Source organism: Oleiphilus sp. HI0079 (assembly GCF_001635105.1).
In genome coordinates, this window is the sequence record NZ_LWFT01000962.1 from 1 (window position 1) to 737 (window position 737).

1 protein-coding gene is annotated in these 737 nt (G+C 47.6%); it reads right to left on the reverse strand.

Annotated features, from left to right (window positions below; translation table 11 throughout):
- Positions 1 to 737, reverse strand: a 737-nt coding sequence (locus A3750_RS17720) for a thioredoxin family protein (protein ID WP_156498694.1), incomplete at both ends; no start/stop codon positions are given.

The following is a 737-nucleotide window of genomic DNA, read 5'->3' on the forward strand; positions in this document are numbered from 1 at the left end:
CCCGATGACAGCACAACCGTTTTAATTTCTTCATCGATCACCTCGCTCACACGCAAGTGCTCTTTTACGGTAATGTCGTAATCGTTCATGTGTGCAATCAAATTACCCGTCAATTCTGGGCCGGTTGTACTTGATACTGAGATAAGATTCTCGATGCCCATGGTATCTTTCACCTGACCACCCAAACGCTCTGCGATCAAGGTGACTTTCAAGCCTTTACGGGCACTGTAGATAGCTGAAGCGACACCGGCCGGACCACCGCCGATTACCGTGACATCTTGCAGCGGCAGCGCGTTTTCCTCGTCCGCTTGCGCAATACTTTGGTCGCGTTCCATCAATTTTTCGATCAACTGAGCCGCATCCACTTTACCGTTCGCGAAAAGCTCACCGTTGACGTAAACACTTGGTACGCCTTGAATATCGCGCTCTTTAATCACGTCTTGGAACAAGGCACCATCAATCATCTCGCTCGAAATGTTGTCGTTGAGCAAGGCAAACTGATTTAAAGCCTGTACAACGTCTGGGCAGTTGTGACAGCTAAGTCCAATGAACACTTCAAAATGCAGTTTTTCGTTCACCCGACCGACCATTTTCTGCAATGACTCATCCAGCTTTAAAGGCGTTCCCGTCGACTGTAGAACCGCGAGTATCAACGAATTGAATTCGTGACCACTTGGGATTCCTGAGAATTGAACGCCTGTGTCTTTACCATCCACTTCAATAAAAAAGCTAATTGG